This window comes from Streptomyces sp. NPDC048018 (assembly GCF_043202995.1).
Taxonomy (GTDB): Bacteria; Actinomycetota; Actinomycetes; order Streptomycetales; family Streptomycetaceae; genus Streptomyces.
On record NZ_JBIDBK010000002.1, the window covers coordinates 629,962 to 656,143 of the forward strand.

28 protein-coding genes and 1 tRNA gene are annotated in these 26,182 nt (G+C 71.3%); 15 read left to right on the forward strand and 14 right to left on the reverse strand.

Annotated features, from left to right (window positions below; all coding sequences use genetic code 11):
* Positions 1-330 precede the first annotated feature (330 nt).
* Positions 331-684, reverse strand: a complete 354-nt coding sequence (locus ACGF1Z_RS08745) for a hypothetical protein (protein ID WP_393001442.1) — start codon at positions 682-684, stop codon at positions 331-333.
* Positions 681-1,151: an NUDIX hydrolase gene (locus ACGF1Z_RS08750; protein WP_393001444.1), complete on the reverse strand. Its 471-nt coding sequence runs from the start codon at positions 1,149-1,151 to the stop codon at positions 681-683. Before ACGF1Z_RS08750 ends, ACGF1Z_RS08745 begins: the two co-directional genes overlap by 4 nt.
* On the opposite strand from ACGF1Z_RS08750, the gene ACGF1Z_RS08755 reads away from it, so the two are divergent.
* The 10 genes from ACGF1Z_RS08755 to ACGF1Z_RS08800 all read left to right on the forward strand — a co-directional run bounded on the left by ACGF1Z_RS08755 (position 1,152) and on the right by ACGF1Z_RS08800 (position 8,126).
* On the forward strand, positions 1,152-1,949 hold the full coding sequence (locus ACGF1Z_RS08755) for a GntR family transcriptional regulator (protein ID WP_393001446.1): 798 nt from the start codon (positions 1,152-1,154) through the stop codon (positions 1,947-1,949).
* A 138-nt stretch (positions 1,950-2,087) separates the two neighbouring features.
* The gene (locus tag ACGF1Z_RS08760) at positions 2,088-2,432 is read left to right on the forward strand and encodes a hypothetical protein (protein WP_123451908.1); all 345 of its coding nucleotides are present in this window, start codon (positions 2,088-2,090) and stop codon (positions 2,430-2,432) included.
* Positions 2,433-2,435: 3 nt separating this feature from the next.
* On the forward strand, positions 2,436-3,791 hold the full coding sequence (locus ACGF1Z_RS08765) for an FtsK/SpoIIIE domain-containing protein (protein ID WP_393001448.1): 1,356 nt from the start codon (positions 2,436-2,438) through the stop codon (positions 3,789-3,791).
* 82 nt (positions 3,792-3,873) lie between these two features.
* Positions 3,874-4,566 (forward strand): DUF2637 domain-containing protein, encoded by a 693-nt coding sequence (locus ACGF1Z_RS08770; protein ID WP_393001450.1) that lies wholly within the window; start codon positions 3,874-3,876, stop codon positions 4,564-4,566.
* Positions 4,567-4,578: 12 nt separating this feature from the next.
* Positions 4,579-4,770, forward strand: a complete 192-nt coding sequence (locus tag ACGF1Z_RS08775; protein ID WP_393001452.1) for a mobile element transfer protein — start codon at positions 4,579-4,581, stop codon at positions 4,768-4,770.
* A 19-nt stretch (positions 4,771-4,789) separates the two neighbouring features.
* Positions 4,790-4,948 carry a hypothetical protein gene (locus tag ACGF1Z_RS08780; protein ID WP_093876298.1) on the forward strand — a complete coding sequence of 53 codons (159 nt, stop codon included), beginning with the start codon at positions 4,790-4,792 and terminating at the stop codon, positions 4,946-4,948.
* An 11-nt stretch (positions 4,949-4,959) separates the two neighbouring features.
* Positions 4,960-5,304 (forward strand): SpdD-like protein, encoded by a 345-nt coding sequence (locus ACGF1Z_RS08785; protein WP_393001454.1) that lies wholly within the window; start codon positions 4,960-4,962, stop codon positions 5,302-5,304.
* An 88-nt stretch (positions 5,305-5,392) separates the two neighbouring features.
* Positions 5,393-6,790, forward strand: a complete 1,398-nt coding sequence (gene repSA, locus ACGF1Z_RS08790; protein ID WP_393001456.1) for a replication initiator protein RepSA — start codon at positions 5,393-5,395, stop codon at positions 6,788-6,790.
* Entirely contained in the window at positions 6,787-6,975 is a 189-nt protein-coding gene (locus tag ACGF1Z_RS08795; RefSeq protein WP_184929959.1) for a helix-turn-helix domain-containing protein, read from the forward strand. The genes repSA and ACGF1Z_RS08795 overlap by 4 nt, the downstream gene beginning before the upstream one ends.
* Positions 6,975-8,126 (forward strand): tyrosine-type recombinase/integrase, encoded by a 1,152-nt coding sequence (locus ACGF1Z_RS08800; protein ID WP_393001458.1) that lies wholly within the window; start codon positions 6,975-6,977, stop codon positions 8,124-8,126. The genes ACGF1Z_RS08795 and ACGF1Z_RS08800 overlap by 1 nt, the downstream gene beginning before the upstream one ends.
* Before the next feature lie 72 nt (positions 8,127-8,198).
* On the opposite strand, the gene ACGF1Z_RS08805 is transcribed toward ACGF1Z_RS08800, so the two are convergent.
* Positions 8,199-8,273: transfer RNA gene (locus tag ACGF1Z_RS08805), tRNA-Val, on the reverse strand.
* A gap of 537 nt (positions 8,274-8,810) precedes the next feature.
* Between ACGF1Z_RS08805 and ACGF1Z_RS08810 the strand changes: the two genes are divergently transcribed.
* Entirely contained in the window at positions 8,811-10,118 is a 1,308-nt protein-coding gene (locus ACGF1Z_RS08810; protein ID WP_393002439.1) for a hypothetical protein, read from the forward strand.
* Between the two features lie 9 nt (positions 10,119-10,127).
* Positions 10,128-10,349, forward strand: coding sequence for a zinc ribbon domain-containing protein (locus ACGF1Z_RS08815; RefSeq protein ID WP_393001460.1), 222 nt, complete (start codon positions 10,128-10,130; stop codon positions 10,347-10,349).
* Between the two features lie 76 nt (positions 10,350-10,425).
* Here the strand turns inward: ACGF1Z_RS08815 and ACGF1Z_RS08820 are convergent, their stop codons facing one another.
* Positions 10,426-11,076: a response regulator gene (locus ACGF1Z_RS08820; RefSeq protein WP_393001462.1), complete on the reverse strand. Its 651-nt coding sequence runs from the start codon at positions 11,074-11,076 to the stop codon at positions 10,426-10,428.
* Positions 11,067-12,179, reverse strand: a complete 1,113-nt coding sequence (locus ACGF1Z_RS08825) for a sensor histidine kinase (RefSeq protein ID WP_393001464.1) — start codon at positions 12,177-12,179, stop codon at positions 11,067-11,069. The genes ACGF1Z_RS08820 and ACGF1Z_RS08825 overlap by 10 nt, the downstream gene beginning before the upstream one ends.
* A gap of 109 nt (positions 12,180-12,288) precedes the next feature.
* On the opposite strand from ACGF1Z_RS08825, the gene ACGF1Z_RS08830 reads away from it, so the two are divergent.
* Positions 12,289-12,915, forward strand: a complete 627-nt coding sequence (locus ACGF1Z_RS08830; RefSeq protein WP_393001466.1) for a DedA family protein — start codon at positions 12,289-12,291, stop codon at positions 12,913-12,915.
* On the opposite strand, the gene ACGF1Z_RS08835 is transcribed toward ACGF1Z_RS08830, so the two are convergent.
* From ACGF1Z_RS08835 to ACGF1Z_RS08845, 3 genes are read right to left on the reverse strand one after another with little or no spacing between them, the layout of a single operon-like run.
* A complete protein-coding gene (locus tag ACGF1Z_RS08835) occupies positions 12,878-13,750 on the reverse strand; it encodes an HAD family hydrolase (protein WP_393001468.1) in 873 nt (290 codons plus the stop codon). The genes ACGF1Z_RS08830 and ACGF1Z_RS08835 overlap by 38 nt on opposite strands.
* Positions 13,747-16,248 carry a phosphoribosyltransferase gene (locus ACGF1Z_RS08840; RefSeq protein WP_393001470.1) on the reverse strand — a complete coding sequence of 834 codons (2,502 nt, stop codon included), beginning with the start codon at positions 16,246-16,248 and terminating at the stop codon, positions 13,747-13,749. The genes ACGF1Z_RS08835 and ACGF1Z_RS08840 overlap by 4 nt, the downstream gene beginning before the upstream one ends.
* 18 nt (positions 16,249-16,266) lie before the next feature.
* Positions 16,267-17,469: an HpcH/HpaI aldolase/citrate lyase family protein gene (locus ACGF1Z_RS08845; RefSeq protein WP_393001472.1), complete on the reverse strand. Its 1,203-nt coding sequence runs from the start codon at positions 17,467-17,469 to the stop codon at positions 16,267-16,269.
* 154 nt (positions 17,470-17,623) lie between these two features.
* On the opposite strand from ACGF1Z_RS08845, the gene ACGF1Z_RS08850 reads away from it, so the two are divergent.
* On the forward strand, positions 17,624-18,478 hold the full coding sequence (locus ACGF1Z_RS08850; RefSeq protein ID WP_393001474.1) for a TerD family protein: 855 nt from the start codon (positions 17,624-17,626) through the stop codon (positions 18,476-18,478).
* A gap of 12 nt (positions 18,479-18,490) precedes the next feature.
* On the opposite strand, the gene ACGF1Z_RS08855 is transcribed toward ACGF1Z_RS08850, so the two are convergent.
* From ACGF1Z_RS08855 to ACGF1Z_RS08880, 6 genes are all read right to left on the reverse strand, one after another.
* Positions 18,491-19,225, reverse strand: coding sequence for a Tellurium resistance (locus ACGF1Z_RS08855; protein ID WP_393001476.1), 735 nt, complete (start codon positions 19,223-19,225; stop codon positions 18,491-18,493).
* A gap of 125 nt (positions 19,226-19,350) precedes the next feature.
* Positions 19,351-20,493: a DUF475 domain-containing protein gene (locus tag ACGF1Z_RS08860; protein WP_393001478.1), complete on the reverse strand. Its 1,143-nt coding sequence runs from the start codon at positions 20,491-20,493 to the stop codon at positions 19,351-19,353.
* A gap of 30 nt (positions 20,494-20,523) precedes the next feature.
* Entirely contained in the window at positions 20,524-21,099 is a 576-nt protein-coding gene (locus ACGF1Z_RS08865) for a TerD family protein (protein ID WP_393001480.1), read from the reverse strand.
* Between the two features lie 128 nt (positions 21,100-21,227).
* Positions 21,228-21,803, reverse strand: a complete 576-nt coding sequence (locus tag ACGF1Z_RS08870; protein WP_382483310.1) for a TerD family protein — start codon at positions 21,801-21,803, stop codon at positions 21,228-21,230.
* A 159-nt stretch (positions 21,804-21,962) separates the two neighbouring features.
* The gene (locus tag ACGF1Z_RS08875; protein WP_393001483.1) at positions 21,963-22,421 is read right to left on the reverse strand and encodes a peroxiredoxin; all 459 of its coding nucleotides are present in this window, start codon (positions 22,419-22,421) and stop codon (positions 21,963-21,965) included.
* 145 nt (positions 22,422-22,566) lie between these two features.
* Positions 22,567-22,989 carry a DUF3052 domain-containing protein gene (locus tag ACGF1Z_RS08880; RefSeq protein WP_393001485.1) on the reverse strand — a complete coding sequence of 141 codons (423 nt, stop codon included), beginning with the start codon at positions 22,987-22,989 and terminating at the stop codon, positions 22,567-22,569.
* Between the two features lie 419 nt (positions 22,990-23,408).
* Here ACGF1Z_RS08880 and aceE point away from each other — a divergent pair, with 419 nt between their 5' ends.
* Positions 23,409-26,141, forward strand: coding sequence for a pyruvate dehydrogenase (acetyl-transferring), homodimeric type (gene aceE / locus ACGF1Z_RS08885; RefSeq protein ID WP_393001487.1), 2,733 nt, complete (start codon positions 23,409-23,411; stop codon positions 26,139-26,141).
* Positions 26,142-26,182 lie beyond the last annotated feature (41 nt).

The following is a 26,182-nucleotide window of genomic DNA, read 5'->3' on the forward strand; positions in this document are numbered from 1 at the left end:
ACCTGGACGCCCGGTGCCGTGTCTGCTCGGCTCTGCCTGGGTCGATGGCAGACGGGATGGGAGTCCCCACCGCCACAACCCACCGGCCGGCACCCGCCTACGGACCCCCTCCATCCCGGAGCCTGAGCGCCCCCGCCGGAGGCATCGTCTTGAGCTGAGCTGGCGCACTGCCTCGGCCGCATCGGGGGTTTGCCACCCATCAACCCGAGCTGCCAGGCGTGCGGACGGCGGCCGGGCTGGAGCGGGGCGCAGACAGGAGCGCAGGCCCGGACGCCGGGCCGCGCGCGCCGCGCCGTGCGCGGCGGGTGCCTTGATGAAGTAGAGAAAGTCTTACCGCGCTTCTGGGCTTCGCTCGGCCTTGAACTCGCTCAGCAGCTCGAAGAACAGGTCGATGCCTGCTCTGCCGCTTGCTTCCGCAGCCTTCGTGATCTCGACCGCCCACCCGAAGGGGCTGGCGTACGCGTGGCCAAGTCGCGGCCACAACCACTCGGCAAACGGGCCCCGATGCTCGAAGTCCGTCATGGCCTGGGGGCCGTGGACCTCGGATGCGATCCGGTAGCCGTACAGCATCGCCTTGAGTTCCAGAAGGGAGCCGTCGCGTACGAACATCCCGGGTCGCAAGCGGACCTGCTCCAAGAAGTCGTAGACGTCGCGCCACTCGCTGATGGGCTTCGCGGTAGTCATGCCGACGTGTCCAGGAGATGGCGACCGTCGTGGCTGCGGACGTGGGGGCCGTTTCCGTCCAGGGCGTCCAGGAGGCGGATCGCGTAGACCTCGGCCATGCGTTCCTTGACCTCGGCCGGCGTGAGCCAGTCGACCGCGGTGGACTCGTCTGAGGTTCGTTCGGTGCCGCCAGAGGGCTTGCAGCGGAAGACCAGGGCGACGATGCCGCGGGTGGTGTTCTTGTAGACGCCGGTCAGCTCGTCCACCTCGACGTGGATGCCCGTCTCCTCCAGGACCTCGCGGGCCACGCCCGCTTCGGGTGCCTCGGTGAGTTCGAGGACTCCGCCTGGGAGTTCCCATGTGCCGTTGTCCGCTCGGCGGATGGCCAGGAGACGACCGTCTTCGCGCACTACCGCTCCGGCCACGGACACCGAGTGGAGTGGCGTTGACTTTGTTCCCGCGCTCCCGTTACTCATGTACAGGAGCATATGAGAGTGGGTAGGACTGTGGGAACTCCAGCAGGAGCTGGCAGGGCCGTACCTCGGTACGTGCAGATCGCGGACGAGATCGTCCAGCAGATCCGGTCTGGCGTACTGAAAGCCGGCGACATGGTGCCCAGTGAGTCCGAGCTCGTCGAGCGGTACGGGGTCGCTGGCGGGACCATCCGTAAGGCCATGGTGGAGGTTCGGGCCAGTGGGCTCGTCGAGACTCGGCACGGCAAAGGGTCGATCGTGAAGGACCGGCCTCCTGTGCGGCTTCGGTCCTCGGATCGGTTCCGCGCTTCTCACCGGCGGGGCGGGAAGGCTGCCTACCTCGCCGAGTCCGAGCAGTCCGGCGCCACGGCCAAGGTGAGCGTCCTCTACATCGGGCCCATGGAGGCGCCGACGGACATCGCCGAACGGCTCGGTGTCGATGCGGGGACGCAGGTACTCGCGCGGCGGCGGCTGTACTTCCGGAACGGGACGCCCGTCGAGACGGCCTCGTCCTATCTGCCGTGGGACGTCGTGAAGGACATCCCGGAACTGTTCGCGGAGAACCCCGGCCCTGGCGGCATCTACGCCCGGCTCGAAGACCACGGCCACACCTTCGCCGAGTTCGTCGAGACGCTCCAGGCTCGGCCGGCCTCGAAGGCGGAAGCGTCGGAGTTGGCTCTGAGCCCTGGTGCCTCCGTGGTGCACCTGCTGCGGGATGCCGTGACGAAGGAAGGGCGGATCGTGGAGGTCTGCGACACGCTCATGGCCGCTGACCAGTTCGTCTTCCAGTACCGGATCCCCGCGACCGACTGACGCTCTCTCAACTTCCCTCAGCCCGCTGCGGTTTCCTTCCGCGGCGGATTGACTCATATACAGGAGTGAGGCACTCTTCTTCATGTCACTCCTATACAGGAGTGAATGAGCCCCACCTCTATAGAGGAGTAATCCACTGTGCGTCAGATCCCCGTCGACACGTCCGCCGCGATGGTGATGGTGGCCCAGCCCCCGGCCCCGAAGATCGCGAACCGTCAGACCGGCGAGATCGCCACCGACCGCGACACCGGCGCCCCGCTGATGACCGTCGACGTCATGTTCGTCATGGACGGGAACGCCGAGATCCTCAACCTGACCGTGCCCAAGACCGGCATCTCCGAGGAGCTGTCCATGGGCACCCCGGTCGCCCTGACCGGCGTCGTCGCCCGGCCCTGGGAGAACGAGTTCAACGGCCAGAAGCGCCACGGCATCAGCTTCCGCGCCGTCGCCGTCACCTCGCTCGCCACCGCGAAGGTCGGCTGACCCATGACCGCCTTAACGGTCACGCTCGCGCTGGTCGCCACGATCGCGCTACTCCTGCGGTGGCAACGTCCGGCCTGGTACTGGATGACCTTCGGCGTCGTCTTCGCGGTGGTGCGGATTCTCGCCCGGTACGCGTCGGTCATGGACGCGTGTGGGCTGACCGTCCCGCCCTCGCGCTGGCGTCTGGCGCTGGCCCGGATGACCGGCCGGCCCATCCCCGATTCGCGAGCGCCCCGGATCCTGCGGCTGCGGCCGACACGTACCGGGCTCGTCCTGCGGGTGAAGCTCCGCCCTGGTCAGGACGCGTTCGACTTCTCCGCCGCCTCGGACCGGCTCCGGCACTCATTCGTCATGCAGAACGTCACTGCCCGAGAGATCCGCTCGGGTGTCGTCGAGCTGCGGATGACCGGGTACGACGTCCTCAAGCGGGTCCAAATGCCCGCGGCTGCCCGTGGTGGGGTGATGCGGGTTCCGGTCGCCATGCGGGAGGACGGGGAGGTCTACTACCGCGACTACCGCCAGACCCCGCACGCCCTGAACGTCGGTGCCACCCAGTCCGGGAAGTCTGTCTATCAGCGCAACCTCGTCGCTGCGCTCGCCGCGCTGGATGTCGCCCTCGTCGGGATCGACTGCAAGCAGGGAGTCGAACTCGCCCCGCTCGCCCGACGGTTCACCGCCCTGGCCGACAACCCTGATGCCGCCGCCGACCTCCTCGACGCGTTGGTCGAGCACATGGAGGACGTCTATCAACTGATCCGACGCGAGCAGAGATTGAGTGCAGACCTGCCGGATGCGGAGATCACCGCCGACATCTGGGACCTGCCCGATCACCTGCGACCGACGCCGATCGTGCTCCTGGTCGACGAGGTCGCCGAACTCGCCCTCTTCGCCACGAAGGAAGAAGAGAAGCGGCGGGATCGGATCATCACCTCCCTCGTCCGGCTCTCCCAGCTCGGTCGCGCCGCCGGCATCTACCTGGAGATCTGCGGGCAGCGCTTCGGCTCCGAGCTCGGTAAGGGCATCACCATGCTCCGTGCCCAGCTCACCGGCCGGACCGCTCACCGCGTCAACGACGAGACCTCCGCGAACATGGCCTTCGGGGACATCGCCCCGGACGCCGTCCTCGCCACGGTCCAGATCCGCACCGATCGGCCCGGCACCGCCGTCGCCGGTGACTCCTCCGGTGGGTGGGTCCGCATCCGCACCCCGCACCTCACGCTCCGGCGGGCCGTGAACATCGCGAACTCCCACGTCCACCGCACGCCCGAGATTCCCGCGCTGGACGCCTTCCGGCCCGTCCTGCCGCCTCTGGGCAAAGCCGCGGCGCCCTCGACCGTCACGGCTCCTGCGATCGCCTGAATCCCCTCGCTCCACGGCGGCGTGACCGCTTCACGCCAGGTCCCTACCCCTCCCATGCCTCATATCGGAAGGAGGACCCCCGATGCGTCCCATCCGCCGACCGGACGCCGTCCTCGTACAAGCCGTGATCGCCGGCGCCCTGTCCTTCGCTCACCTCCACGACCTGGCTGCGGCTGCCGGACAGTCCGGTTGGAAGGCCTGGGCCTACCCGGTCTCCGTGGACCTCCTGCTCGTCGCCGCCTGGCATCGGCTGCGGACCTCGCGGGCCGCCGGTGAACCTGCCCGCTCCGCCTGGACGTGGTTCATGGTCGCCCTGGCCGCGTCGCTCGGTGCGAACGTCGCCACCGCCGGGCTCCTCGACCTCGGCCACGTCCCTGCCTGGCTGCGCATCCTCGTCGCGGGCTGGCCTGCCCTCGCCTTCCTCGGCGGGACCCTTCTCGTCCACTCCCCCGGGCATCCGGCGGTCGCCCAGCCTGCCGAACCCGACACGGATGCCGGGCAACCCTCGGCCGTGGAAGCGGTCATCGAGCGGGATGACGTGGTCGAGCCGGAGCCAGCGATCGCCGCCGCGGCCCTCCCCACTCCGGAACCGGAGCCAGTCCCGGAGCCCGAACCCGCCCCCGTGGCCGTACCGCCGGCCCTCGTCGCTCACGCCCGGAAGGTCGCCGACGACTACCGCGCCCGCACCGGCTACCCGATCGACGCCGACACCCTCCGCGCCCGCCTCGGCGTCCCGCCCCTGATGGCCAACGCCATCGCCGCCCAGCTCGCCTGAAGGGAGACCCTCATGGCCGCTCGCGACCACTTCCACTCCGTGATGCGGATCGGCCCGGTGCAGATCGGCACCCGCCGCGACCGCCACGGCCGCACGAAGTACGCCGCTGTGTGCACGGCCGACCGCTGCGGCTGGTCCGCCGACTACTCCAGCTCCTCGGCCGCCCAGCTCGCCGCCCGCACCCATCGCTGCACCGCCCGCTGACCCGAAGGACACCTGCGTCATGGACGTCCCGCTCTGGCTCGCCCTGATCGTCGTCGGCGGCCTCGGCATCAAGCTCATCCGCCCGCCCTGGTGGCTCGTCGCCGTGATCCTCCTCGGCGGCTACCTCCTCGCCGACAGCGTCCTCGCCCCGCTCATCGACACCACGATCAACAAGTAGGGAGAACCGTCATGCTCCGACCCCGCATCCCGGTCAACCCGCTCCCGACCGGCATCGTCACCCCGCTCGTCCAGCCGACCGCCACCGCCGACATCGCGCCCCATCACACCGCCGACGCGGTGACCTGCAACCACCACCACACCCCGGCCCCTGCTCCGGTCCCGGCGCGCTTCTCCGCCGTGCGCCTCACCCCGGCCGGCCTGGCTGTGGTCGTGGCCGGCGGTGCCGGAGCCGTCCTGATCGTCGGCACCGTCCTGGTCTCCATGCTGCTCGCCGTCGCGGTCACCGCCGCTTCGGTCGCCGTGTGCGCCGTCGCCTTGCGCTCGCTCCTCAACGGCCAGCACCGGCGCCGCTAGTCGGGCTTCCGGGCGGCTCAACCGCCAAGTCTCCGCCGCCCGGAAGCCCCGCTCCTACCCAGCTCGCAGAACCAGAAGGAAGCACTCCATGATGACCGTCCCAGCCGCCTCGTCGGCGGGATTCGACACCGCCACCCTGGGCGACATGCTCCGGGTGGCCGGGTCCCCCGACTTCGACCGCTGGAAGGAGCAGATCCACCGCACCGGCGGCTGCTCCCACCCCATCCACCTCCAGGGCTGGACCCTCACCCGGGACAAGACCACTGGCGAGACCCTCCACCGGTACTCCACCGACACTGAACCGGGCGCGCGGCTCCGGATCGCCTGCGGCAACCGCCGGGCCTCCCGCTGCCCCGCCTGCGCCTGGACCTACGCGGGCGACACGTACCACCTCATCCGCGCCGGCCTCGCCGGTGACAACGCCCGGGACATCCCCGCCACCGTCCGCGAGCACCCCCGCGTTTTCCTCACCCTCACCGCCCCGTCCTTCGGACCGGTCCACAACCGCCCCGGCGCCCGACCGTGCCGCTGCGGGGCCCACCACGCCGAGGACGACACCGCCCTCGGTACCCCGCTCGACCCCGAGTCGTACGACTACGCCGCCGCCGTCCTCTTCAACAACCACGCTGGGCAGCTCTGGCAGCGATTCACGACGCGACTCCGCCGGGAGGTCGCCGCCGTGGCCGGCCTCTCGCAGCGGGAGCTGAAGGCGGTCGCCCGGATCTCGTACGGGAAGGTCGCTGAGTTCCAGAAGCGGGGCGCCGTCCACTTCCACGCCGTCGTCCGCATCGACGGCCCGGACGGCCCCGACTCGTCTCCGCCGTCGTGGGCGACCACTAAGCGCCTCACCGATGCCATCCGCGCCGCCGCCACCCACGCGTACACGACCGTCACCGTCCCTGCCGCTGGCGATCAGCCGTTACGCCGCCTCCGCTGGGGCACCCAGCTCGACATCCGGCCCGTCAAAGCCTTCGGCGACGGCTCCGACATCACCGAGCAGGCGGTCGCCTCCTACATCGCCAAGTACTCCACCAAAGCTGCGGAGACGACCGGCAGCCTCGACCGCCGCATCGGCAACCGGGAGGCCCTGGTCCTCCTCGGCGTCCCCGACCACACCCGCCGCCTCGTCGAAGCCTGCTTCGACCTCGACCCGCTGTACCCGGAGCGCCGACTTCTCGCCTGGGCCCACATGCTCGGCTTCCGGGGCCACTTCTCCACCAAGTCCCGGCAGTACTCCACCACCCTCGGCGAACTCCGGCAGACCCGCGCCGACTACCGCGCCGCCCAGGAGCGCGCCGCCCGCGGCCTCGACGACATCGAGCCGGACACCGTCCTCGTCCTCACCTCCTGGGCCTACGCCGGCCAGGGCCACTCCCCCGGTGAGGCCGCCCTCGCCGCCTCCATCGCCCGGGACATCCAGCTCAACCGCGAAACCGCCCGTGAAGCCCTACGCGACCAACTCGCCCTGGAAGGAGCCGCAGCATGACGACCGCCACCGCTGAGCTGCTCACCGTGCCGGAGGTCATGGCGCGGCTCAAGCTCGGTCGTTCCACCGTCTACGACCTCATCCGCTCCCGCCGCCTGGTCTCCCTGACCATCGGCCGGTCGCGCCGCGTTCCCGCCGACGCCGTCCGGGACTTCATCGACAACCAGATCGAGGAGGCCGCCTGATGGCCACCCAGCGCAAGCGCAACCCTAACGGGGCCGGCACTATCACCCAGCGGAAGGACGGACGCTTCCAGGCCGCCGTCTACGTCCTCCAGCCCGACGGCACGACGGCACGAAAGTTCGCGTACGGCAAGACCTGGGCCGAGTGCGACGCCAAGCGCCGCGCGCTCCTCGACAAGGTCGACAACGGCGTTCCCGTACCCACCCGTTCGATGAAGCTCTCCGAGTGGCTGCCGTACTGGCTCGACAACATCGTCAAGCCGCGCCGCAAGAAGACCACCGCGGCCAAGTACGAGGTGCACATCCGGCTCTACCTCGTCCCGATGATCGGTACCAAGCGGCTGGAATCGCTCAGCGTCGCCGACGTCCGCCGCTTCCTCGTCCAGATGGAGAAGAAGACCAGCGCCGCGACGGCCAAGGAGTCGCACCGCGTGCTGCGTACCGCCCTCACCGCGGCCTGCCGTGAGGAGCTGGTGAGCCGGAACGTCGCGACGCTCGTCGAACCGCCGACCGTGGCCGCCCGGGAGCTCTCCCCCTGGTCGCTCGACGAGACGCTCGACTTCCTCACCGCCGCACGGAAGGACCCGCTGTACGCCGCCTTCGTGCTCGCCATCGCCCTCGGCTTCCGCCGCGGGGAGGTCGTCGGCCTCCGCTGGGAGAACGTCGACCTCGACAAGCGGGAGATCCGGGTCAGGACTCAGCGTCAGAGGGTCGGCGGTGAGGTGTACGAGGACGACCCCAAGGGGCGCCGGCGCAAGCAGACTCTCCCGCTCCCCGCGATCTGCGTCGCTCCCCTGCGATGGCAGCGACTCAAGCAGGCCGCCGCCCGCGAGCGTGCCGGGGAGAAGTGGACGGAGACCGGGTACGTCTTCACCACCCGCACCGGTCAGCCCATCGAGCCGCGCAACCTGTACCGCTCGTTCACCCGCGTCGCGAAGAACGCCGACCTCCGGGTGGTCCGGCTGCACGACGCACGGCACGGTACGGCGACGCTCCTCACCGCCGCCGGCGTCCCGCCCCGCGTGGTGATGGAGATCCTTGGGCACAGCCAGATCGCCGTCACGATGAACGTCTACACCCACGTCGTCCAGGACACGCAGCGCGAGGCCGTGAGTCACATCGACCGGCTGCTCAGGAGCCGTCCCCGGTCGTGAGTGACCACCCGCGTTGATGTCAGAAGTGGATGTCAAAGGCCCCCAGCCATGATCGGCTGGGGGCCTTTTCCCTGGTGGGCGCGGACGGTTTCGAACCGCCGACATCTGCTTTGTAAGAGCAGCGCTCTACCCCTGAGCTACGCACCCGCGGAATAAGGCAACAGCGTACATGGCCGACGGGTGGGTCCCGCAAACGGATACCGGGGGGTAGCGGGTCGCGTGACCCGCGTATCAACCGGTCAGGACGCCGGCCGGGACGGCCGGGTGACCGACAGGGCCGCGGAGCACCACGCCTCCGGGGACCACGCCCGCCCCAGGGAGCCACCCCCGGCGCGGGAGGGCACCCGCCCCGGAAAGCACCCCGCAGCACCGCCGGCAAGGGCCTACCGGCGGGTGGCGGACCGGCCGCGGCCGCCCGCCCGAGGGCGCCGCCCGCGACCGCCACGCGCCGGCCCGAGGGCGCCGGACGCCGACCCGAGGCCGCCGGACGCCGACCCTCGGGCCGCCGGACGCCGGCCCGAGGGCGCCGGGCGCCCGCCCAGGGCGCTGAACCGAGGGGCTCGTGTCTTCGTCCTTGGCTGGTGGGAGAATGAAGCGGACCGGGCAGGGCGGCGGACACAGCACGGGAGAGGGATCGTGGCGGCGACCGAGGACAGGGGTGGGACGGCGCCCGGGATCACCGGCATGTGGGGGGTGGCCCTCGCGCTTCCGCTGCTGGTGGGAGCCCTGTTGCCGCAGGCCTTCGCCGGGGGCGGGACCCGGCGGTGGTTCGGGGGGCGGGACGAGAGCCGGCGGGCCGAGGCGCAGGCGGCCAAGGACGCCGCCGCGGCCGCGTTCTACGAGCTCGACACCGCCCAGCGCGGGCTCGTGATCTCCATCGAGACGATCACCGCCGCCGACGACTCCGCGGACGCCCGCCGGGCCGTCGAGGGCTTCGCGGCACTCGGGCGGCGGATCGACGAGGTCAGCCATGTCTACATCACCGCCGTCGACGCCCACGACCTCGACCGCGTCGAGCTGGACGCCGCCACCGCCGGCCGTGCCCGTGCCGAACTGGAGCGGGCCAAGGACGAGCTCGTCCGCGTCAAGGGCGAGCTCGACCGCTTCGAGCAGGGGCTCGCCCCGCTGCTCGGCCGCGCCGAGACCCAGCTCGCCCGGCTCGCCCCCGCCGTCGAGCGGGCGCGGCAGGCGCTCCGGGCCGCGAGCGGTGCCCTCGACGCCACGCGCGAGGCCGGGCTGCGCGCCGACGATCTCGCCGGACGGCTCGCCGCGCTCGGACCCGAGCTGACGAAGCTCAACGAGGGCGCCGGGCGGCACGGCGTGGCCGAGACGCTCCAGCGCGCCGACACCGTGCTGCGGGAGGCCGAGGCGGTGCGGGCCGAGGCCGCCCGCCTGCCGGAGCGGGCCGCCGAGATCGACAGGCGGCTCGTCTCCCTCCGTACCCGCGCCCAGGCCCTGGCCACCCGGGCCGAGGGCGTCGAGCCCGTCCTGTCGGAACTCCGCCGCCGTTTCTCGGCGGCCTGCTGGCAGGACCTGCAGCACGTGCCCGAGCAGGCCGCGACCGCCGCCCACCAGGCGGAGGAGCGGCTGGCCGAGGCCACGAAGGCCCGTGCCGAGCAGCGCTGGCCGGACGCCACCTCGCTGCTCGCGACCGTCCGCGCCCTGCTCAACACCGCCGACGAGGGGGTCTCCGCGGCGGGCGAGCGGCTGCGGCGCCTCAACGCCGTCGCCAAGGACCCCCAGGCCGAGATCGACCGCACCCGTTTCGTCGTCCGCGACGCCCAGCGGCTGGCGATGGCCGGGCGCAGCACCCCCGAGCCCCGGCACGCGCGGCCCCTCGACGAGGCCGTCGCCCGGCTCGACCGGGCCGTCGGCACGCTCGACAGCGGCCGTCATCCGGACTACTGGGCCTTCCTCACCGAGCTGGAGGCCATCCGCGCGAGCGCCGGCCAGGTGGTCGAGCGGATTCGTGAGGAGCGCGGCAAGCCGTAACCTGTGCGCATGCCTCGTTACGAGTACCGCTGCCGGACCTGCGACGACACCTTCGAGCTCAGCCGGCCCATGGCCGAGTCCGGCGAGCCCGCCGCCTGCCCCGCCGGGCACGACGACACCGTCAAGATGCTCTCCGCCGTGGCCGTCGGCGGCACCGCGTCCGCCGCGGGCGGCGCCGCCGCGGGTGGGGGTGGCGGCGGTGGGTGCTGCGGCGGGGGCTGCTGCGGCTGAGGCCGGCCCTTCGGTGCCGTCGGCCCGGGCTGGGTGAGGGAACTGCCGGACGTCGGGCCCGATCCGCAAGGCAGGCCTAACTGTCCAGGTATCGCAGGACCGCCAGCACCCTCCTGCTGTACCCCTCGCTCCGTCCCGTCAGTTCCAGCTTGTCGAAGATCGCGTTGACGTGTTTCTCCACCGCGCTCTGCGACACGTGCAGGCGCCGGGCCAGCGAGGCGTTCGTGTGGCCCTGGGCCATGGCCGCGAGGACCTCCATCTCCCTCGGGGTCAGGCGGGCGAGGGGGTCGGTGTGGGTGGAGCGGGCCAGGAGGCGTCGGACGACCTCCGGGTCGAAGGCGGTGCGGCCCCGGCCGACCCGGTCCAGGGCGTCCAGGAAGTCGTCGACCTGGGCCACGCGGTCCTTCAGGAGGTAGCCGACGCCGCCTCCGGTGCCGTCGGTCAGCAGCTCGGTGGCGTAGCGCTTCTCCACGTACTGCGAGAGCACCAGGACGCCCACCTCCGGCATCCGGGAGCGGATCTCCAGGGCGGCGCGCAGGCCCTCGTCGGTGTGGGTGGGCGGCATGCGGACGTCGGCGACGACGACGTCCGGCGGGTCGGCCTCGACGGCGGCGAGGAGTTCGACGGCGGTGCCGACGGCGGCCCGTATCTCGTGGCCCTCCTCGGCGAGGAGCCGGACGAGTCCCTCGCGCAGCAGGGTGGAGTCCTCGGCGAGCATCACGCGCACGGCAGCTCCGCCCCGATCACCGTGGGCCCGCCCGGCGGGCTGTCGACGGTGAAGCGTCCGTCGAGCGCGGCCACCCGGCTCGCGAGCCCGGCCAGGCCGCTGCCCGCGGCGGGGTCCGCGCCGCCCGTGCCGTCGTCCCGTATCCGTACGTCCAGCATGCCGTCCTCCCAGGTCACTTGTACGTCCACGGTGCCGGCGTCCGCGTGCTTGGCCACGTTCGTCACGGCCTCCGCGACGACGAAGTACGCGGCCGTCTCGACCGGCCCGGGCAGGGGGCGGGTCACGGAGCAGGTCAGTCTCAGCGGCAGCGGGCTGCGCTCGGCCACGGCCTCCAGGGCGGTGCGCAGGCCCGCCCGGTCGAGGACCGCGGGGTGCACCCGCCAGGCCACCTCGCGGAGTTCGGCGAGGGCGTGGCGGCTCTCCTCGTGGGCCTGGCGGAGGAGTTCGGCGGTGCGCTCGGGGTCCTGGGCGCGGCGGGCGCGGCCGATGAGCATGCCGAGGGCGACGAGCCGTTGCTGGACGCCGTCGTGCAGGTCGCGTTCGATGCGGCGGCGTTCGTCGTGGACGACGTCCATGATCTCGCTGCGGCTCGCGGCGAGTTGGGCGATCCGGGCCTCGAGGGCGTCGGCCTGGCTGGGGCCCAGCATGCGATGCGCCAACTCGCCCTCCATGCGGGCCACCTGGCCGATGCCCTGGGCGGCGAGGAAGAGGAGCAGCAGGCCGCCCAGACCGCCGAGGACGACCATGAGGGGCTGTCGCAGGTCGACGAACAGCCAGCCGCCGAGGGCGAAGAGCAGATAGGCCGTACCGGTCAGCGCGCAGCCGAGGACCACGCCGCCGAGCAGGCCGATCGGCCAGCGCGCCGTCAGGTAGGCGAGGGTGCGCCGGTGGCCGTACGGCGGTACGCGGACGCCCAGCAGGCGGTCGAGGCGCCACTGTTCGAGGCGCACGAGCCGCTCGGCTGCGCCCGCGGCGGCCCGCCGGCCGGGCGGCCACGCCAGGAGGGGCAGCAACAGGAGCCCGGCCGCCGCCTCCAGGAGCGCGAGGACGGCGCCGAGGGCGAGCGCGGTCACCGTCCGGGCCGCTCCGTCGAATGACTTCATGATCGGCCACGCTAGCCGGGTCCGGTTCGGCGCACCCTGCGGAAAACCGCACGTGTTCCTCCGGCCGGCAACAGTCCGACGCGGGCCGGGCGTTTCTAACGTCGTGGCCATGGAGACCTGGATCAACAGCATCATGGACACGCTCGGCGCGCCCGGTGCGGGCCTCGCCGTCGCCCTGGAGAACCTCTTCCCGCCCCTTCCGAGCGAGGTGATCCTGCCGCTGGCGGGCTTCGCCGCCTCCACGGGACGGATGAACCTGCCGGCCGCGCTGCTGTGGACGACGGCCGGTTCGGTGGTCGGCGCGCTCGCCCTGTACGGGGTGGGGGCGTCGATCGGGCGGGAGCGGGTGCTCGCGATCGCGGCCCGGCTGCCGCTGGTGAAGGTCGCGGACATCGAGCGCACGGAGGCGTGGTTCGCCCGGCACGGCACGAAGGAGGTGTTGTTCGGCCGGATGGTGCCGGTCTTCCGGAGCCTGATCTCGGTGCCGGCCGGGGTCGATCGGATGCCGCTGCCGGTCTTCCTGGCTCTGACGGCCCTGGGCAGCGCGCTGTGGAACACCGCCTTCGTCCTCGCCGGATACGTCCTCGGCGAGAACTGGGAGCAGGTCACCGACTACGTGTCGGTCTACTCGAAGGCGGTGCTCGGCACGGCGACGGCGGCGGCCGCGTGTGTCGCGGGCGTGCGGGTCGTGCGGGCGGTCAGGCCGGGTCGGGGAGCGCGGCGGGCGCGCCGTTGATCCGCGGTGACAGGTGCCCCTCGGTGGCGGCCCGGAGGCGGCGGACGATCTCCTCGCCCGCCGCGACGCCCCGCTCGGCCAGCGCCTCCACGTGCGGCGCGGTCCAGTCGGTGTCGGCGAGTTCGCCGTGGCCGGGGCGCCAGCCACGGTCGGCGGCGAGCAGCAGGTCGGCGTCGAGGAGCGAGTCGCCGGCGGCCAGGGTGAGGGTGGCGCCGGTGCGGCGGGCGACCTCGCGGAAGGCCGCGCTCTTGGTGAGCGGCTTCGGGACGGCGTAGACCTTGCGGCCCTGCAGCGAGACCGTCCAGCCGCGTTCCCCGGCCCAGCCGGTGAAGCGCTCCAGCCAGTCCAGCGGCATCCGTTCGCGCTCGACGACGAGGTAGGCGAACAGGTCCTCGGCGATCCGGTGCTTGCGGACCCAGGACAGGTCGGTGGTGGCGGTGAAGTAGGCGCGGATCTCGGCGAGCGGGGCGCACGCGTCGGCGACCCGGCGGAGCACGCCGGCGTGCCAGTCGGGGTCGGAGACGCCGTCGACGAGGAGGTGCCCGCCGTTGGCGCAGATCGCGTAGGCGGGGGTGGTGTCGCCGAGCAGCCGGATGCGCTGGTACTGCTTGCGGGTGCGGGTGGTGGTCGGCACGAAGACGGTCTCGGCGGCGAGTTCGCGCAGCTGGGCGGCGGCGTGCTCGGTCAGGTACGAGAGCGGCTTGGACTCGTGGACCTCGACGCACAGCAGCCGGGGCGCCACCGGGTCGGGCATGCCGAGGGCGAGGGCGGCCGTGGAGTAGATGAGGGTGCGGTCGAGGTCGCTGGCGACGAGGACGGTGCGGTCGGCGGTCACTGGGACACCACCGCCTTGCCGTCGGCGCCGGTCGCGCCGCGCGTGTACCGGGGGTGGATCAGCCCGACGCAGGTGTACGGCAGGTCGTCGACCTCCTCGACGGGTACGCCGCGCTGTTCGGCGAGCAGGCGTACGTGGGCCAGGTCGGCGCCCGCGCCGCGCTGGGCCAGGATCTTCCAGGGGACGCGGCGGAGCAGGACGCGGGTGGTCTCGCCGACGCCGGGCTTGACCAGGTTGACGTCGTGTATCCCGTACGTGGTGCTGATCCGCTCGACGGCCGCCCAGCCCTCCCAGGTCGGGGTGCGGTCGGCGGCGAGGAGCTCCTTGACGTCGGCGTCGACGGCGGCGGTGACCTCGTCGAAGCGGGCGGCGACGGCGTCGAGGAACGCGCCGGACACGTCGGCGCCGGCCAGCTCCCGGTAGAACTTGGCGCCGTGGAAGTCGTGGGGGCCGACCAGGTCGGAGCGCAGGACGGTGCGCGAGATCAGGCCGGAGACGGTCGAGTTGAGGCAGGCGGAGGGGATGAGGAAGTCCTCGCGGGTGCCGTAGGTGCGGACGCAGGAGCCGGGGTCGGCGAGAACCGCGATCTCGGGCGAGAAGGCCGCGCCGCCGGCTTCCTCGTGGGCCCGCAGGGCGTCGGCGAGTTCGCGGGTGATGGCGCCCTTGCCGGTCCAGCCGTCGACGAAGACGACGTCGGCCGGGTCGTGGTGCTCGGCGAGCCAGCGCAGCGCGTTGGCGTCGATGCCGCGGCCGCGGACGATGGAGACGGCGTAGTGCGGGAGCTCCAGGCCGTGCCGGTGCCGGGCCCAGCGGCGCATCAGCACGCCGACGGGGGTGCCGGCGCGGGCCAGGGAGACCAGGACGGGCCGCGGCGAGCGTTCGGCGAGCACGGTCTCGGTGACGGTGCCGACGGCGCGGGCGATGCGGGCCGCGGATCCGTCGAGGGCGGCGTGGAACAGCTCCTGGTAGCGCGCGTCGGGCTGGTACTCGACGGGCAGCGACTCGGCGTAGTGCGCGCCGCCGCTCTGGATGGCCTCCTCGCGCTCCTCGGTCGGCGCCTCGAGCTCGACGTCCGAGAGGTCCTGGAGCAGCCAGCCGACCTCCTCGGGCGCGTACGAGGAGAAGGCGGGGCCGCGGAGGGGCTCGGGCAGCATGGAGCTCCTTTCGGGAGCTTCGGGGGCCGGGGGTACGTAGGAGGGCACGACGGCGAGCACGACGTGCGGTATGTGCGCGGCGAGCTGGGCGAGGAGTCCGTCCGGCGCGTGCAGCGCGGGGGTGTCGGCGACGGAGTCGACGACGGTGACGACCGCGTCGAAGCCGCCGCCGGCGACGTTGTAGGCGTAGCGGTCGCCGGGGCCGTCCGCGGGTTCGTCGTGGGCGGGGAAGACGAGCCGGGTCCTTATGGCGTAGCCGGGGTCGTCGACGGCGAGGACGGGCGAGCGGGTGGTCGTGGAGAAGCGGACGTCGGTCCCGGCCCGTTCGAGCTGTTCGGCGAGCCGCAGGGGCGCGTACATGAGCTCCTCGAAGCCGAGGACGAGGACGCGGGGGGCGGGGCCGGTGGCCGGGCGGGGGCCGAGGGCCTCGGTGAGGCGGGCGGCCATGGCGGGCAGGGCCGCCTCCAGACGGACCCGGTGTTCCGGGGCGAAGCCGTGCCGGCCGCCGTCGGGGACGCCGGCGGGCCAGCCGAGCTCGACGCGGACCGGGGGGCGGCGCGGGGCCCGGGGGCCGGGGACGGGGCCAGGCTCCGTGGACGGGGCGCCGTCGGGGGCCGTGGCGGTAGGGGCGGGCGCGGGCGCCGCGGTTTCGTGGCGCGCCACGAGCTCCTGGCCCCTGGCCAGGACGCCGTCGGGCAGGCCGACCGTGCCGGCCGCCAGGGTGATCAGGTCGACGCGGGCGCCGAGCTCGGCGGCGAAGGCGGTGAGGCGGGCACGGTCCTCGGGGCCGCGCATGTCGACCAGGGCGACGACCACGTACCGCTCGCGGGGGTGGCGCTCGTGGAGGTCGCGGATGGTGTTGAGGACGGTGTTGCCGGTGGAGAACTCGTCGTCGACGAGGACGAGCGGGCCGTCGCCGGCGAGGAGCTTCGGGTCCTCGGGGAGGAGCAGGTGGGAGGTGGCGTGGGAGTGGGACTCCTCGAAGCCGCCCGCCGTGGCGACGCCGTCGACGGGGCGCCGGGTGGAGTGGAGGTAGGGGGCGAGGGCGAGGCCGTCGGCGACGCTGTGGCCGAGGCCGGTGGCGGTCTCCGCGTAGCCGAGGACGACGGCGCGGGCCGCCTCCTCGTCGCCGAGCAGCCGCCGTACCCGTATGCCGAGGCCGTGGCCCGCGTCGCGCACCACCGAGGGGCGCTGCGGGACGTGCTTGCCCAGCACGTTGGAGACGAGCAGGTGGGCGCGCCTGGGGTTGCGGCGCAGTGCGAGGCCGAGCAGGTCGGGCAGCGCCTCGTCGCCGATCAGTTCGACGCCCAGTCGCTCCGCGACCCAGGTTCCGGTCCACACCACGTCGTTGTCGTCCCTTCGTCAGCTGTCGGGCCGGCCGGCCGTGAGGGCGGCGAGCCCGGTGGTGAGCAGCTCCACGAAGCCGACGTCCTCGCGGGCGACGCCGAAGACCTCGGCGCGCCGCAGGGTTCGTTCGGCCCACGCGCGGTGCGGCTTCACTTCATTCATCTTGTTCGTATAAGCCGATCGGAGCACGCCGCCCCCGCCGCGTTCCGGCCGCAGGATGTCCTGGGCGTCACTGAACTCCTCGTGGGTGACCACGGAGAGTGCGTGCACCGGCAGGACGTGGGTGGGGTGGATGCAGGTCTTGCCGAGGAGTCCGTTGGCGCGGTCGAGTTCGATCTCGCGGAGCAGTCCGTCGAGGTCGTGCTCGATGAGGGCGGTGCGCAGGTCCTCGGCGCGGCCCTCCAGGAAGGGGCTGCGGCGCAGCTGGGGCTTGAACATGCGCTCGCCGGGCCGGAAGTACTCCCAGACGGGGCCGGTGATCGTGAAGCCGGTGCCGTCGGAGCGGCCGAGGACGTTGACGACGTCGCCGATGACGGAGGCGACGATCTGGACGTCGTAGGCGGTCATGTCGGGCGAGCGGCGCAGCCCGTAGTTGGAGCAGAAGTCGGTGACGCCGAGACGGACGGCGAGGATCCGCTCGCGGTGCTCGGCGGTGAGCGAGGCGATGCCGGCCAGGGTCTCGGCCCGGGACTCCAGGTGGAGCAGCTCGGGGGACTCCAGGACGGGCATGGCGAAGAGCCGGCGGCCGCAGGCCCGCTCGGCGACGGTGAGGGCCTCCAGGAAGGGGCGGCCGCGGACCTCGGTGAACTTGGGCAGGACGAATCCGGACAGCAGCCGGACCGTGTCGCCGAGCCGGGCGACGAGGTCGGGGATCTGGTGCGGTTCGCGGACCCGGATGAAGAGCAGGGGCAGGTCGGCGGCCTCGTCGCCCGGGGCCCGGGCCGCGAGGTCGGCGAACTCGCGGACGAGGTTGGCCTCGCCCGCCTCCACCTCGGCGTCGCTGATCGAGTCCTCCAGGCAGAGGACCATGGAGACGACTCCGCGGGCGGCCTGCTTGCGCACGGCGTCGGCCAGCCGGGGCCGGGTGGCCGGGCTGTAGAGGGTGGCCCCGAGGGCCACGGCGAGCGTGCGCGCGTCGGAGTCGGCCGTGAACGCGGCTGGCTCCTGATGGAACAGCCCGGTCCGCACCGCGGCCGGGATGTGCCCGAAATGACGCATAGAACTCCCCCGACTGGCCTGGACGGCACTGACGACATGTGGCCGGTAATAGTACGTAGGTAAGGGTGTCCGTAGTTCCCCGCGTACGTGAAGTTCAGGTAACTCGTCCGCTTCGGGCCCCCCGCGTTGTCCGGAGGGCGGCCGGGCAGGGAAGATGACGGGCATGACGCACGCGATGCTGAAGGGCTCCAACGTCCCTCTCGACACCGCGGCCGTACGGGCCGTGCTCCGCTGGACTCCGGGATCCGGGGTGCCCGACGTGGACGCCTCGGCCCTGCTGGTCGGCCCGGACGGGCGTGTGCGGTCCGACGAGGACTTCGTCTTCTACAACCAGCCACGGCACCCCTCGGGTCTCGTACGGCACCTGGCGAAGCAGCGCGGTCCGGAGGGTCTGACCGACGCCGTCGAGGCCGACCTGGGCCGGCTCGACGCCGCGGTCGACCAGGTGGTGATCGCCGCCTCTTCGGACGGCGGCACCTTCCGTTCCGTCTCCGACCTGCGGATCCTGCTGTACGACGCGGCCGCGGGCGCGGCGGACCGGGAGCCGCTCGCGGTCTTCGACGTGTCGGCGGAGACCGGCGAGGAGACGGCGATCATCTGCGGCGAGCTGTACCGGCGCGGGGACGCGTGGAAGTTCCGCGCCGTGGGCCAGGGCTATCCGACCGGTCTGGTCGGGCTCGCCACGGACTACGGGGTGTCCGTCGACGACGCGACGGGCGAGGGAGGCCCCGAGGAGGGGCCCACGGCGCCCGCCCACGACCCGGACGCGACGATGGTCCATCCGCAGCCGCCCGCCCCTCTCCCGGCCGAGCCGGCGCCGTCCCCGGCCTCCGGGGTGCCGGCCGCACCTGCGCCCTCCGTGCCGCCGCAGCCCACGTCCGCACCGGCGCCCGCCTACGGCTATCCGCAGCCGACCGGGGCCCCGGCGCCGGCTCCCGCGTACGGCTATCCGCACGCGGCGCCCGACTTCCGGATGCCGCCGATGGGACCGCAGTTCCTGGGGCGCTGAGGCGGGGCCGGGTCAGGTCTTGGACTTGTAGCCGCGGCCCCACTGCAGCCCCCAGCCGTAGAGCCGGTCCAGCTCGGCCTGGAAGCCGTACACGAAGCGCACCTCGCGGCGGACGACGAGCTCGTCCTTGACCTTCTCGACGGTGAACACCGCGCAGGAGCGGGCCTGCGGTGCGCGCTCGTCCAGCTCGATCTCGATCCGCGGACCGTTGCTCGGGTAGAGGGTGACCTTGGCGTGCGTGCGGTCGAAGGCAGGGGTCTGGTCGTAGATGTAGACGAAGAACAGCAGTCGCTTGATCTCGTCGCGGTGGTCCAGGTTGACGAAGATCGTCTCGCCGGAGGGGGCGCCGAAGCGGTCGTCACCGCTGAGGCGCACGTAGGGCGGCTCGTTCAGCTCGCCGAGGAAGCCGCCGAGCGGCTGCACGACGCCCTTGCTGCCGTCGGCCAGCTCGTAGAGGCAGCCGAGGTCGAGGTCGACGTTCACCACGCCCTGGGTGTGGGCCTGCACCTCGTCGGGCTTGAAGAGCTTGAGGGGGTTCCGCAGCAGGCCCGCGGACTGGCGCGGCCCTTCGATGTCGGAGGTCCGCATCCGCCAGGAGAGGTTGACGCGGAGGTTTCCGGTGGCGGCGCCCTGTTTGGACAGGGAGACGCTGGGCCGGCGTTTGGTCAGGTCGATCGAGTTCGACGCGGCACTGCCCGAGTCGAACGGCTCTTCCCTGCCGGGAAAGAGATTGTCCAGGAAGCCCATGGCTCCGCACCCCCCACTGGTCCCCACCGTCACTGTCGCGGACGCCGTGCCCCCCGGTCACGCGCCGCGGGGCGGCCGGGTGCTCCGGCCGCCCCGCAGAGAAGCGTTCCTCGATACCGGTGGTGTCACACCCCGGACGTCACCTCGGTCTTGTCACCCGAGGCTTCTCCCTCGGCCGCCGCGAGCCTGCGGTTGCGGCGGACAGAGGACCAGAAGGACCAGGCGATGAGCGCGACGCCGATGCCGCCGGTGACGATCTCGGGGATCTCGTACTGGATGGTGATCATCAGGACCACGGCCAGGGCGCCGATGGCGTAGTGGGCGCCGTGCTCCAGGTAGACGTAGTCGTCGAGGGTGCCCTGGCGGACCAGGTAGACGGTCAGCGAACGCACGTACATGGCGCCGACGCCGAGGCCGAGGGCCATCAGGACGATGTCGTTGGTGATGGCGAAGGCGCCGATGACGCCGTCGAAGGAGAAGGACGCGTCGAGGACCTCCAGGTAGAGGAACATGAAGAAGGCGGCCTTGCCGGCGAGCTGAACTGCCGAAACCTTCTTGCCGGAGCGCTTGGCCTCTTCCTCGGCCTCGTGCTCGCGCTCCTCTTCCTCCTCCAGCTTGTTCTCGAAGTAGCCGGAGAGACCGCCGACGACGAGGTACGTGATGAGGCCGGCGATGCCGGAGACCAGGACCGTCTGCGCCTTGTCGACGTGGAGGCCGCCGTGCTGGTGGGCCTGGGTCGCGAAGGTCATCGAGGTGATCAGCAGGAAGACCAGCGCGATGCAGACCGACAGCATGTCGACCTTGCCGAGCTTGGCCAGCGGGCGCTCGATCCAGCGCAGCCACTGGATGTCACGGTCCTCGAAGATGAAGTCGAGGAAGATCATCAGCAGGAACATGCCACCGAAGGCGGCGATCGACGGGTGCGCGTCGGTGACCAGTTCCTGGTACCGGTCCGGATTGTTGAACGCCAGGTCGACGGCGTCGATCGGGCCGATCTTGGCGCTGATCGCGACGATCACGACGGGGAAGACGAGCCGCATGCCGAAGACGGCGATGAGCACACCGACCGTGAGGAAGATCTTCTGCCAGAAGGCATTCATCTTCTTCAGGATTCCGGCGTTGACCACCGCGTTGTCGAAGGAGAGCGAGATCTCGAGGATGCAGAGGATCGCGACGACCCCGAAAGCCTCCCACCCCCCGTAGAGCACCGCGGCGATCAAGCCGAGGGCGGTGATCGCGAACGACCAGCCGAAGGTTTTCAGAACCACTGTCTACCCCATCGTGATATTTACGCGGCTTTACGAAACGTTGACCCCGAAGTCTAGAGCGATGCCCCGAAGGCCGGACGCGTACCCCTGTCCGACCGCCCGGAACTTCCATTCGCCGTTGTAGCGGTAGAGCTCACCGAAGATCATCGCGGTCTCGGTGGAGGCGTCCTCGGAGAGGTCGTAACGGGCGAGCTCCTGGCCGTCCGCCTGGTTCACCACACGGATGAAGGCATTGCTGACCTGGCCGAAGGTCTGGCCGCGGTTGTCCGCGTCGTGGATCGAGACCGGGAAGATGATCTTGTCGCACTGGGCCGGCACCCGGGCGAGGTCCACGATGAGCGACTCGTCGTCGCCTTCACCCTCGCCGGTGAGGTTGTCCCCGGTGTGTTCGACGGACCCCTCGGGGCTCTTGAGGTTGTTGTAGAAGACGAAGTACTCGTCGCCGAGCACGCGCCCCGACTGGCACAGCAGGGCGCTGGCGTCGAGGTCGAAGGGGGCTCCGGTGGTGGAGCGCGCGTCCCAGCCGAGCCCGACGAGTACCTGGGTGAGGTTGGGTGCGGCCTTGGAGAGGGAGACATTGCCTCCCTTGGCGAGCGTGACGCCCATGACGGTGGTTCCTCCCCGAGGGTTCTGCGAATACGCGGGACGGCGGCGGTGTGACCGGCCGGGCGCGCTGTGAGGCACGTCCGGCGCCGCACGGAGGTGCGGCGCCGGACGGGATGCGGTGCGTCGGCTCAGACGTTGACGCCGAAGTCCTGCGCGATGCCGCGCAGACCCGAGGCGTAGCCCTGACCGACCGCGCGGAACTTCCACTCCGCGCCGTTGCGGTACAGCTCGCCGAAGACCATGGCGGTCTCGGTCGAGGCGTCCTCGGACAGGTCGTAGCGCGCGATCTCGGCCCCGCCGGCCTGGTTCACGACGCGGATGAACGCGTTGCGGACCTGGCCGAAGGACTGCTGGCGGTTGTCGGCGTCGTAGATCGAGACCGGGAAGACGATCTTGGCGACGTCGGCCGGGACGGTGGCCAGGTTGACCTTGACCTGCTCGTCGTCGCCCTCGCCCTCGCCCGTCAGGTTGTCACCGGTGTGCTCGACGGAGCCGTCGGCGCTCTTCAGGTTGTTGAAGAAGACGAAGTCCCCGTCGTTGCGGACCTTGCCCTCCTCGTTCACCAGGATGGCACTGGCGTCGAGGTCGAAGTCCGTACCGGTGGTGGTGCGGACGTCCCAGCCCAGACCGACGGTCACGGCGGTCAGGCCAGGGGCCTCCTTGGTCAGCGAGACGTTGCCGCCCTTGCTGAGGCTGACTCCCACGAGTCCCTCCATTGGTTTCCAGGGGCAGCGCCCCCAGTCGTGCGTTGGCATCGGATCAACGTCTGGATCCTAGTGACGGGTTCCCAGTCGAAACAGACGTTTCGCCCGAGTGTTGGCAGGCGATCGCCCCGGAAGACGCGGGAAGCGCCCGGGAGGTTCTCAGAGGGCCGCCAGCGCCTCGGCGTACGCGTCGGCGTCGCGGGCGTCCGGCAGGGCGTTGACGACCGCCCAGCGGACCACGCCCGCCTTGTCGATGACGAAGGTGCCGCGCACGGCGCAGCCCTTGTCCTCGTCGAGCACCCCGTACGCCCGCGAGGCCGCGCCGTGCGGCCAGAAGTCGGAGAGCAGCGGGAACTCCAGGTCCTCCTGCTCGGCGAAGACGCGCAGGGTGGGGACGGAGTCGTTGGAGACGGCGAGCAGCTGGGTGTCGTCGTTGACGAAGGTGTCGAGGCGGTCACGCAGCACGCGCAGTTCGCCGGTGCACACCCCGGTGAAGGCGAAGGGGTAGAAGAACAGCAGCACGTTCTTCTCGCCGCGGAAGGCGGACAGCCGGACGGCGCGGCCGTGGTTGTCCTTCAGCTCGAAGTCCGGGGCCTCGGCGCCGATCTCGATCGCCATCGCGTACGCATCCCTTCGCCGGCGGCCCAGCCCTTGGACCGATCGGTGGAACCCACCCTAAGGGGCCGCCGGGGACGGAAGGGCCCGGGATGCGCGGAGCCCCCGCCGGGTGCGACCGACGGGGGCTCCTTACAGCGTTGGGGGATCAGCGCTTGGGGGCTGCCAGGCGGGTGCCGATCCAGTCCTTGGCGACGCTGATGCTCTTGGTCTGGGAGAGACCAGCGGTCTGCGCGGCATCCTGGATGTCGCTCGGCTCGATGTAGCCGTCGCGCCCGGTCTTCGGCGTCAGCAGCCAGATGTTGCCGCCGTCCTCCAGAAGACCGATGGCATCCACCAGGGCGTCGGTGAGGTCACCGTCCTCGTCACGGAACCACAGCAGCACGACGTCTGCGACGTCGTCGTAGTCCTCGTCGACGAGATCCTGGCCAATGATGGACTCGATGCCCTCACGGAGATCCTGGTCGACGTCTTCGTCGTAGCCGATCTCCTGGACCACCTGTCCGGGCTCGAACCCCAGCCTAGCTGCCGGGTTGGTCCGCTCCTCCGCGTGGTCCGCGGTCGCGCTCACGGCTTGCCTCCTGATCATGTATCGGAAAGTGCTTAGGTCCGCGCGTGTACGCGCGGCGCTGGCCGTAGTCCACACGTGCCGGGGCGGATCGCGCAAGTGCCCGGCCGATGAGACCGCCGAAACGGTGACGTTTGGGGCCGTCTCGCCGCAACTTCCGGCGAAGGACCGTGGCGCTCCGTGACGATTCGTGCACTCTTCGCCCCGCATTGGGGGCCTCTGCGGCTTCAGTCTGCCGAACATGCTGCCGGAACGCATGCGCGGGATGGGCGTAAGGTTGCGATTTGACCGAACAAGGCACCCCGCGGGGGTTACCCCTCGGTAAAGATGACGTTTGGCGTCGGCGGGGTACACGATGAGACATCCCGGCCTCAACGGGGCTCCGGTCTTCCGCGGGCTCCACCGACCAGCGAAGGAACAGCGTGGCTTCCGCATCCGATCGCAACCCGATCATCATTGGCGGCCTTCCCAGCCAGGTCCCGGACTTCGATCCCGAAGAGACCCTGGAATGGCTCGACTCCCTCGACGCCGCCGTCGACGAGCGGGGCCGGGAGCGGGCCCGCTACCTCATGCTGCGGCTGATCGAACGCGCCCGTGAGAAGCGCGTCGCCGTGCCCGAGATGCGCAGCACGGACTACGTGAACACCATCGCCACCCGGGACGAGCCCTTCTTCCCCGGCAACGAGGAGATCGAGCGCAAGGTCCTCAACGCCACCCGCTGGAACGCGGCCGTGATGGTCTCGCGCGCCCAGCGCCCGGGCATCGGCGTCGGCGGCCACATCGCGACCTTCGCCTCCTCCGCCTCGCTGTACGACGTCGGCTTCAACCACTTCTTCCGTGGCAAGGACGAGGGCGACGGTGGCGACCAGATCTTCTTCCAGGGTCACGCCTCCCCCGGCATCTACGCCCGCGCCTTCCTCCTGGACCGGCTGAACGAGGCGCAGCTCGACGCCTTCCGCCAGGAGAAGTCGAAGTACCCGAACGGCCTGTCCTCCTATCCGCACCCCCGGCTGATGCCGGACTTCTGGGAGTTCCCCACCGTGTCGATGGGCCTTGGCCCGCTCGGCGCGATCTACCAGGCCCGGATGAACCGCTACATGGAGGCGCGCGGCATCGCCGACACCTCCGCGTCGCACGTGTGGGCCTTCCTCGGCGACGGCGAGATGGACGAGCCCGAGTCGCTCGGCCAGCTGACCATCGCGGCCCGCGAGAACCTCGACAACCTGACCTTCGTCGTCAACTGCAACCTGCAGCGGCTCGACGGCCCGGTGCGCGGCAACGGCAAGGTCATCCAGGAGCTGGAGTCGGTCTTCCGCGGCGCCGGCTGGAACGTCATCAAGCTGATCTGGGACCGCTCCTGGGACCCGCTGCTGGCGCAGGACCGCGACGGCATCCTGGTCAACCGGATGAACACGACGCCGGACGGGCAGTTCCAGACGTACGCGACGGAGACCGGCGCCTACATCCGCGACCACTTCTTCGGCGACGACCAGCGGCTGCGGGCCATGGTCGAGAACATGACCGACGACCAGATCCTGCACCTGGGCCGCGGTGGTCACGACCACAAGAAGATCTTCGCGGCGTTCTCGGCGGCCAAGGCCCACAAGGGCCAGCCGACGGTGATCCTCGCCAAGACCGTGAAGGGGTGGACCCTCGGCCCCAACTTCGAGGGCCGCAACGCGACCCACCAGATGAAGAAGCTCACGGTCGACGACCTCAAGCGCTTCCGCGACCGGCTGCACATCCCGATCACGGACAGGCAGCTGGAGGAGGGCCTGCCGCCGTACTACCACCCGGGCCGGAACTCCGAGGAGATCCAGTACATGCACGACCGCCGCAAGGCGCTCGGCGGGTACGTGCCGACCCGCGTGGTGCGCGCCAAGCCGCTGGTCCTGCCCGGCGACGAGACCTACGCCGCGGTGAAGAAGGGCTCGGGGCAGCAGTCGATCGCCACCACGATGGCCTTCGTCCGGCTCCTGAAGGACCTCATGCGGGACAAGGAGATCGGCAAGCGCTTCGTGCTGATCGCGCCCGACGAGTACCGCACCTTCGGCATGGACTCGTTCTTCCCGAGCGCCAAGATCTACAACCCGCTCGGCCAGCAGTACGAGGCGGTGGACCGCGAACTGCTGCTCGCCTACAAGGAGTCCCCGACCGGCCAGATGCTGCACGACGGCATCTCCGAGGCGGGCTGCACCGCCTCGCTGATCGCCGCCGGCTCGGCGTACGCCACCCACGGCGAACCCCTCATCCCGGTCTACGTCTTCTACTCGATGTTCGGTTTCCAGCGCACCGGCGACCAGTTCTGGCAGATGGCCGACCAGCTCGCCCGCGGCTTCGTACTCGGAGCGACCGCCGGCCGCACCACGCTGACCGGCGAGGGCCTCCAGCACGCCGACGGCCACTCGCACCTGCTCGCCTCGACGAATCCGGCCTGTGTCGCCTACGACCCGGCTTTCGGCTTCGAGATCGCGCACATCGTCCAGGACGGTCTGCGCCGCATGTACGGCCCCCAGGCCGAGGACGTCTTCTACTACCTGACCGTCTACAACGAGCCGATCCAGCACCCGGCCGAGCCGGCGGACGTGGACGTCGACGGCATCCTCAAGGGCATCCACCTCTACCGGCGCGGCGAGGCCGGGTCGGTCCCCGCGCAGATCATGGCCTCCGGCGTGGGCGTGCCGTGGGCGCTGGAGGCCCAGCGGATCCTCGCCGAGGAGTGGAACGTCCGCGCCGACGTCTGGTCCGCCACCTCCTGGAACGAGCTGCGCCGCGAGGCCGTCTCCGTCGAGGAGCACAATCTGCTCCACCCGGACGAGGAGCAGCGCGTCCCGTACGTGACCCGCAAGCTCCAGTCCGCCCAAGGTCCCTTCGTGGCGGTCTCCGACTGGATGCGCTCGGTGCCGGACCAGATCTCCCGCTGGGTGCCGGGCCCCTACACCTCGCTGGGCGCGGACGGCTTCGGCTTCGCGGACACCAGGGGCGCGGCCCGTCGCTACTTCCACATCGACGCGCAGTCGATCGTGCTGGCGGTGCTCACGGAGCTGGCCCGCGACGGCAAGGTCGACCGCTCGGCCCTGAAGCAGGCCGTGGACCGCTACCAGCTCCTCGACGTCTCGGCCGCCGACCCGGGCGCCGCGGGCGGCGACGCCTGACGGTGCGGCCCGTCCGTGCGGGCACGGCCACCCGGCCGTGC

Coding starts and splice junctions, on each gene's coding strand:
- ACGF1Z_RS08830 (WP_393001466.1), top strand. CDS start 12,289: ATGGAGACCTGGATCAACAGCATCATGGACACGCTCGGCGCGCCCGGT.
- ACGF1Z_RS08850 (WP_393001474.1), top strand. CDS start 17,624: ATGACGGGCATGACGCACGCGATGCTGAAGGGCTCCAACGTCCCTCTC.
- ACGF1Z_RS08795 (WP_184929959.1), top strand. CDS start 6,787: ATGACGACCGCCACCGCTGAGCTGCTCACCGTGCCGGAGGTCATGGCG.
- ACGF1Z_RS08875 (WP_393001483.1), bottom strand. CDS start 22,421: ATGGCGATCGAGATCGGCGCCGAGGCCCCGGACTTCGAGCTGAAGGAC.
- ACGF1Z_RS08780 (WP_093876298.1), top strand. CDS start 4,790: ATGGACGTCCCGCTCTGGCTCGCCCTGATCGTCGTCGGCGGCCTCGGC.
- ACGF1Z_RS08845 (WP_393001472.1), bottom strand. CDS start 17,469: ATGCGTCATTTCGGGCACATCCCGGCCGCGGTGCGGACCGGGCTGTTC.
- ACGF1Z_RS08810 (WP_393002439.1), top strand. CDS start 8,811: ATGTGGGGGGTGGCCCTCGCGCTTCCGCTGCTGGTGGGAGCCCTGTTG.
- ACGF1Z_RS08750 (WP_393001444.1), bottom strand. CDS start 1,151: ATGCTCCTGTACATGAGTAACGGGAGCGCGGGAACAAAGTCAACGCCA.
- ACGF1Z_RS08800 (WP_393001458.1), top strand. CDS start 6,975: ATGGCCACCCAGCGCAAGCGCAACCCTAACGGGGCCGGCACTATCACC.
- ACGF1Z_RS08745 (WP_393001442.1), bottom strand. CDS start 684: ATGACTACCGCGAAGCCCATCAGCGAGTGGCGCGACGTCTACGACTTC.
- ACGF1Z_RS08775 (WP_393001452.1), top strand. CDS start 4,579: ATGGCCGCTCGCGACCACTTCCACTCCGTGATGCGGATCGGCCCGGTG.
- ACGF1Z_RS08855 (WP_393001476.1), bottom strand. CDS start 19,225: ATGGGCTTCCTGGACAATCTCTTTCCCGGCAGGGAAGAGCCGTTCGAC.
- ACGF1Z_RS08770 (WP_393001450.1), top strand. CDS start 3,874: ATGCGTCCCATCCGCCGACCGGACGCCGTCCTCGTACAAGCCGTGATC.
- ACGF1Z_RS08755 (WP_393001446.1), top strand. CDS start 1,152: ATGAGAGTGGGTAGGACTGTGGGAACTCCAGCAGGAGCTGGCAGGGCC.
- ACGF1Z_RS08765 (WP_393001448.1), top strand. CDS start 2,436: ATGACCGCCTTAACGGTCACGCTCGCGCTGGTCGCCACGATCGCGCTA.
- ACGF1Z_RS08825 (WP_393001464.1), bottom strand. CDS start 12,179: ATGAAGTCATTCGACGGAGCGGCCCGGACGGTGACCGCGCTCGCCCTC.
- ACGF1Z_RS08815 (WP_393001460.1), top strand. CDS start 10,128: ATGCCTCGTTACGAGTACCGCTGCCGGACCTGCGACGACACCTTCGAG.
- ACGF1Z_RS08865 (WP_393001480.1), bottom strand. CDS start 21,099: ATGGGCGTCACGCTCGCCAAGGGAGGCAATGTCTCCCTCTCCAAGGCC.
- repSA (WP_393001456.1), top strand. CDS start 5,393: ATGATGACCGTCCCAGCCGCCTCGTCGGCGGGATTCGACACCGCCACC.
- ACGF1Z_RS08785 (WP_393001454.1), top strand. CDS start 4,960: ATGCTCCGACCCCGCATCCCGGTCAACCCGCTCCCGACCGGCATCGTC.